Origin of the sequence: Phocaeicola sp. HCN-40430 (assembly GCF_037890285.1) — a bacterium.
GTDB classification, from domain to species: Bacteria; Bacteroidota; Bacteroidia; order Bacteroidales; family Bacteroidaceae; genus Phocaeicola; species Phocaeicola acetigenes.
Map to the genome: position 1 here is coordinate 58,031 of NZ_JBBKBS010000019.1, position 6,402 is coordinate 64,432.

Sequence of the window (6,402 nt, forward strand, 5' to 3'; positions counted from 1 at the left end):
CGGAGAAATGTATATGAGAGAAAAATTAATGTTTACCTCTATTGCTCTTTCTTGTATAGGAAGTGCTTGGGCGAGTACAGAGAAACAGCCGAACATCATTGTAATCAATTGCGATGATATGGGATATGGGGATTTGTCTTGTTTTGGAAATCCTACGATTAAGACTCCTCATCTGGACAGAATGGCGGTAGAGGGGCAGAAGTGGAGTAGTTTTTATGTGTCTTCGTCTGTCTCTTCGCCGAGTCGTGCCGGTCTTCTGACCGGACGATTGGGAGTACGTACCGGAATGTATGGAAATGAGCGGGGAGTTTTATTTCCTGATTCACCGGAAGGTTTGCCGGCTGAGGAAATCACAATTCCTGAACTGCTTAAAAATGCCGGTTATCATACTGCTTGCATAGGTAAGTGGCATTTGGGGCATTTGCCGGGATATAGACCGCTTGATCATGGGTTTGATTATTTTTATGGTATGCTTTTCTCTAATGATATGAGTCGGAAGGAACAGGTCAAACTGGGAAATGTAAACTATCCTTATGAACTGGTGGTATATGAACAGGAAAAAGAGATAGAACGGGAACCAGACCAGACTTTATTGACTAAAAGGCTGACAGATAAGGCTCTCCGTTATATAGATACTCATCAGGCAAATCCTTTCTTCTTGTATTTGGCGCATCCGATGCCTCATTTCCCTGTTTATGCTTCCGAACCTTTTCAAGGGGAATCGGATGGAGGAAATTATGGAGATACCATAGAAGAAATAGATTGGAGTGTAGGGTGTATTCTTGATAAACTGAAGGAACTGGGACTGGATAAGCATACATTGGTAATATTCACTTCGGATAATGGTCCATGGTTACCTTATAAAGACCAGGCTGGTTCGGCTGGGCCGTTGAAAGATGGGAAAAATTCTCATTATGAAGGTGGATTCAGGGTGCCTTGTATTATGTGGGGAAATATGATTTCTCCGGGGCATGTCACACAAATGGGAAGTACGCTTGACTTGTTGCCTACATGCTGTGAGCTGGCTGGAGTTGATTTACCTTCCGGAGTGATATACGATGGAAAAAGCCTTGTGGGTGTATTAAGGAACAGTAAGGAGCAATCGCCTCGTGATGAATTTTATTTTTACCGTGGAAGTCTGTTGTATGCGGCCAGAAAGGGGAAATATAAACTTCATTATATGGATAAATCGGCTTATGGTAAAGATAAGAGGGTTCTCTATGATACCCCTAAACTGTATGATTTAAGTACCGACCCGGAGGAACAATATGATGTAGCAAATGTGCATCCGGAAGTGGTGGCTGAAATAAATAGAATGGTGGAAAAGCATAGGAGTTCATTTTCTATAGCAGAGAGTATTTTTGATAAGAGGAAAGAAGTAAAAGAGTAAAGGATAATTAAGACAGTATTATAATTACTTAGTTTTCATAGATTTGGTTTAATTGATGAAGGCATACCAAAACAGAATGAGTGATCATTTTGTCCGGTATGCCTTTTTTATGATAAATGAAGACATAATAATGAAGCATGTATTCGTAAAATGTATGCGAGAAGTATAAAAATAGTTTTAAAGGATTGCGTATTTGTTATAGTTGGATTGTTTTTATAAAAGAAAGGTAAGTAGAACGTGCGTTTTTCGTATCTTTGTTACTTCATGTATTTTTGTTTAATATATATGCTATGAATAAACTATATTGGCTATCAAGTCTGACTTTGCCCTTATGTGTGCCTCAAGTGATGCAGGCACAGGAAAAACCGAATATTATTTTTATCATGACCGACCAGCAGCGTGGAGATGCGATCGGATGCAGTGGAAATGAGCGGATTGTTACTCCGAACATCGATGCATTGGCACACGACGGCTTTTATTTCTGTAATGCTTATTCTGCTTCTCCAAGTAGTACACCGGCACGTGCAGGACTGCTGACGGGGATGTCTCCTTGGCATCATGGTATGCTGGGATATGGAAATGTGGCGGAACATTACCGTTATGAAATGCCGCAGATGCTGAGCGATTGCGGTTATCTTACTTTGGGAATCGGTAAAATGCACTGGCGTCCGCAGAATGTTCTTCACGGATTTGATGCGACGATTCTGGATGAAAGCGGAAGAGTAGAATCACCTTATTTTATGAGTGATTACCGGAAATGGTTTCAGACTGTAGCTCCAGGAAAGAATCCGGATGAAACGGGAATAGGATGGAACGATCATGCGGCTGCGGAATATAAGCTGTCGGAGAATTTGCATCCTACCAAATGGACTGCCGATGTGGCTGTACGTACTATAGAGCACTATGACGGAGGGAAGCCTTTGTTTCTGAAGGTATCGTTTGCCCGTCCGCATAGTCCGTACGATCCTCCTAAACGTGTACTTGATAAATATAAGGATATAGAAATGGAAGCTCCGGCTCAGGGAGATTGGAGTGAGAGTATCGGTGCTGATGTAACGGATCCGAAAGCGAAACCGGATGCTGCATTCGGACAGTTTGGAGATGACTATGCCAAAAATACGATAAAGCATTATTATGCGGCAATTACTTTCATTGATGAGCAGGTAGGACGGATTGTACAGGCTTTGAAAGAGAAAGGGCTGTACGATAATACTATTATTTGTTTTACTTCCGACCATGGTGATATGATGGGAGATCATCATCATTGGAGAAAAACATATGCTTACGAAGGTTCTGCAGCTATACCTTATATTGTAAAATTCCCTAAATCGATGAAAACTGTAAGACCGGTTGGTTCTACTATTGAGAATCCGGTTGAACTGCGTGACTTCCTGCCTACTTTTGTAGATTTGGCAGGAGGTACTGTTCCTGCTGATATGGATGGTAAATCATTGAAAACTTTGGTACAGGAAGAGAAGCCGGAGTGGCGCAGATGGATTGATATGGAACATGCGACTTGTTATTCCGATCATAATTATTGGTGTGCCTTGACGGATGGAAAGATGAAGTACATCTGGTTTATTCATACCGGAGAAGAGCAGTTGTTCGACTTGGTGAAGGATCCGAAAGAAACAAAAGATGTTTCGAAGGAGCGTAAATACCGTAAACAACTGGAGGAACTTCGTGCAGCAATGGTAAACCATTTGAGTGAACGTGGTGAGGAATGGGTAAAGGATGGAAAGTTGGTAACTCGTGAGAAGACGCTGCTGTATAGTCCTAATTATCCGAAGAAAAACTAAAAAAGCTATGAGTAAACATTGGATTAAATTTTGTTACGTAGGAACTGTGTTGTGTATGCTGAGTTCCTGCATGGGGAAAAAAGTAACTTTAGGTGAATATACGTTTGAAGCTCAACCGGTAGATTTGAAAATTGATTCGGTTGCGGATGGGTATAAGGTAGAAGGTTTGTCTGCATTTCAGTTACCGGGGCATTTTGTATGGGGAGCCTCGGTTACAAAAGCAGAGGACGGAAAGTATTATATGATTTATTCTGCACCGGAAACCGGAAAATATCCATTCAATAATGCATGGGTATTTGGCTCGAAGATGGGACTGGCTGTGTCCGACCGTCCGGATGGGGGATTCCGTCAATTGGGATTTTTTATGAATCAGGATGGATTTACCGAAGATAAATCGGCATGGGATGCACAGACCACTTCCAATCCACATGTGCGCAAGTTTGGTGACAGATATTATTTGTATTATGCAGCTTCTGTGGATCCGGGTAATGAGCATATTCGTGCAAAAGCGGATACGCTTCCGCGTCGCGACCGTATTCAGCAAAGTCAGCAGATTGGGGTGATTTCATTTAAGTCTTTTCCTGATTTGCTGGAAGGGAAGTTTACTCATTCGGATAAACCTTTGCTGAGTCCTCGTACACGAGTGAAACCGGATAATGTGGTGAATCCTTCACCGGAAGGTACTGAGCCTAAGCCGGATAATCTGATTGTAGTGAATCCTTCGGTGGTTTATCGGCCTACTGATGGGAAGTATTTGCTTTACTTTAAAGGGAATATATACGATCCGCATTGGAGAGGAATACATGGAGTGGCTTTGAGTGATAAACCGGATGGACCATTTATACCACTTGATGAACCAGTATTTCATATTGAAGGGGCAAAAGGTAAATTATCGGCAGAAGATCCTTATGTATGGTATCATGAGAAGGATCGTTGTTTTTATGCCATATTCAAGGATTTTGGCGGACAATTTACAAAAGGAGAGCCTTGTCTGGCAATTATGGCCTCGGAAGATGGCATTCATTGGACATTGCCGGAACATTCTCTTTTTATGAAGAAACAATTGGTGTTGCCTGATGGAAGGACAGTGAATGTAAAGCGTTTGGAACGACCTCAGCTTTTATTAGATGAAGAAGGCAATCCGGAAGTGCTTTATGCAGCCTGTGCTATTGATGAGGTGAATCCGAAAGTCAATGGAGGTTCGTTTAATGTACAGATTAGAGTAAAACCGGAAAAAGTAAAATGAATATAAATATTTTTTATACAACAGCATTTTTATCATTAGTTGGTACAGAAATAGCTGCTCAAACACAGGAAACTGGTTTGAATGTGGTGTATATATTGGCAGACGATATGGGGTATGGCGATGTATCGGTGTACAATCCGGACTCAAAGATTCCTACGCCTGCACTCGACTCGTTGGCTGCTTCGGGGATAATGTTTACTGATGCACATAGTAACTCGTCTGTCAGTACACCTACCCGTTATGGAACGTTAACCGGGAGATATACTTTTCGTTCGAAATTGAAGAAAGGGGTCTTGACGGGATATTCTTCTCCTTTGATAGAACCGGAAAGGGAAACAGTGGCTTCGTTCTTGCAACGGAATGGGTATCAGACTGCCTGCATCGGGAAATGGCATTTGGGATTGAACTGGACAAAGAAGGATCGTATCAAACCCTTGTACACCGGTAGTGAGTGGGATGTAGAAGATACTTCGAATATTGACTATGAAGCACCTATTACCGGCGGACCTACTGATTGTGGTTTTGATTATAGTTGTATTTTGCCAGCTTCGCTTGATATGTCTCCTTATTTATATATAGAGAACGGGAAAGCTACTGCTCCTGTTACCCGTTATGCTGAAGACTATTCGGATAAAACCGTGAGGGGATTGCATTACCGGCATGGAGATGTGGCAGAAGATTTTCACCACGAGAAATGTCTTTCTTATTTTACAGAGAAGGCAGAAAACTATATCCGGAAAGCTTCGAAAGAAGACAAACCTTATTTCCTATATTTTGCCTTGACTGCTCCTCATTCTCCATGGATGGTGGATGAGGCGTTTAGAGGGCGTTCGAAAGCGGGTACTTACGGAGATTTTGTCTGTATGGTAGACGAAACGGTAAGACGTATTTGTGAAACGGTACAGCAGACTGGTACGGCAGACCGTACTCTCATTATCTTTACTTCGGACAATGGAGCCATGTGGCAGAAAGAAGATATTGCTGAAACCGGTCATTGTGCCAATGGTGAATGGAGTGGTAAGAAATCGGACTTATGGGAAGGAGGACATCGGGTACCCTTGATTGTGTCTTGCCCACAAGTTGTTGATTCCGGAAAGCAATCGGATGCTTTGGTGTGCTCTACAGATTTATTTGCTACAATGGCAGAAATGATTCAGCAGAGAGTGCCTGCTGGTGCAGCAGAAGACAGTTTCAGCTATTGGAAAGTGCTGTCAGGGAAGACGGATAAGGACGTGAGTAGAATATCTGTAGTCTATCATTCGGATAAAGGATATTTTGCATTGCGTAAAGGTGAATGGGTTTTGCTTGATTGTAAAGGCTCAGGAGGGTGGACATTACCGGAAGAAGATGTAAAAGATACACAAAGCATTCAGTTGTATAATTTGGACCAGGATTATAAACAACGTAATAATGTGGCTGAAATGTATCCGGAACTGGTAAAAAATATGCAGAAAGAGCTGGATGAAATAAAGCGAGACAAAAGGGACAGGTAATAGTTGTTTTTGACAATAAGAAGGTAATGAATTATGAAAATCAATAATTAATATATGAATCTTAAAACTTTATCTGTATTAAACATGCTGGCTCTTGTTCCTTCTGGAAGTATGCTGGCGCAACAGCAAGGGGCCGACTCTTCGGAACAACGTCCTAATATTCTGTTTATTTTAAGTGATGATCATACCTCACAGGCATGGGGAATCTATGGTGGTGTATTGGCCGATTATGTAAAGAATGAGAATATTAAACGGCTGGCTTCCGAAGGAGTAGTTCTGGATAATTGCTTTTGTACCAATTCCATTTCAGCTCCCAGTCGGGCAAGTATTCTCACCGGATTGTATAGCCACCGCAATGGTTTGTATACTTTGAATGATTCCTTGGATACTTCTATTCCTACGTTGGCTACTACTTTGCAGCAGGCAGGTTATCATACCGGTTTGGTAGGTAAATGGCATATCCAGTCGCAGCCG

5 protein-coding genes are annotated in these 6,402 nt (G+C 41.9%); all 5 read left to right on the plus strand.

What is annotated here, in order from left to right; translation table 11 throughout:
* Window positions 1-13 precede the first annotated feature (13 nt).
* A complete protein-coding gene (locus WKU26_RS09305; protein ID WP_340321767.1) occupies window positions 14-1,390 on the plus strand; it encodes a sulfatase family protein in 1,377 nt (458 codons plus the stop codon).
* Window positions 1,391-1,737: 347 nt separating this feature from the next.
* On the plus strand, window positions 1,738-3,189 hold the full coding sequence (locus tag WKU26_RS09310) for an arylsulfatase (RefSeq protein ID WP_340321778.1): 1,452 nt from the start codon (window positions 1,738-1,740) through the stop codon (window positions 3,187-3,189).
* A 7-nt stretch (window positions 3,190-3,196) separates the two neighbouring features.
* On the plus strand, window positions 3,197-4,435 hold the full coding sequence (locus tag WKU26_RS09315) for a glycoside hydrolase family protein (RefSeq protein WP_340321768.1): 1,239 nt from the start codon (window positions 3,197-3,199) through the stop codon (window positions 4,433-4,435).
* Complete coding sequence (locus WKU26_RS09320; RefSeq protein ID WP_340321769.1) at window positions 4,432-5,928, plus strand: sulfatase family protein; 1,497 nt, start codon at window positions 4,432-4,434, stop codon at window positions 5,926-5,928. The genes WKU26_RS09315 and WKU26_RS09320 overlap by 4 nt, the downstream gene beginning before the upstream one ends.
* Before the next feature lie 111 nt (window positions 5,929-6,039).
* A partial coding sequence (locus WKU26_RS09325; protein WP_340321780.1) for a sulfatase-like hydrolase/transferase occupies window positions 6,040-6,402 on the plus strand: 363 nt, incomplete at its 3' end.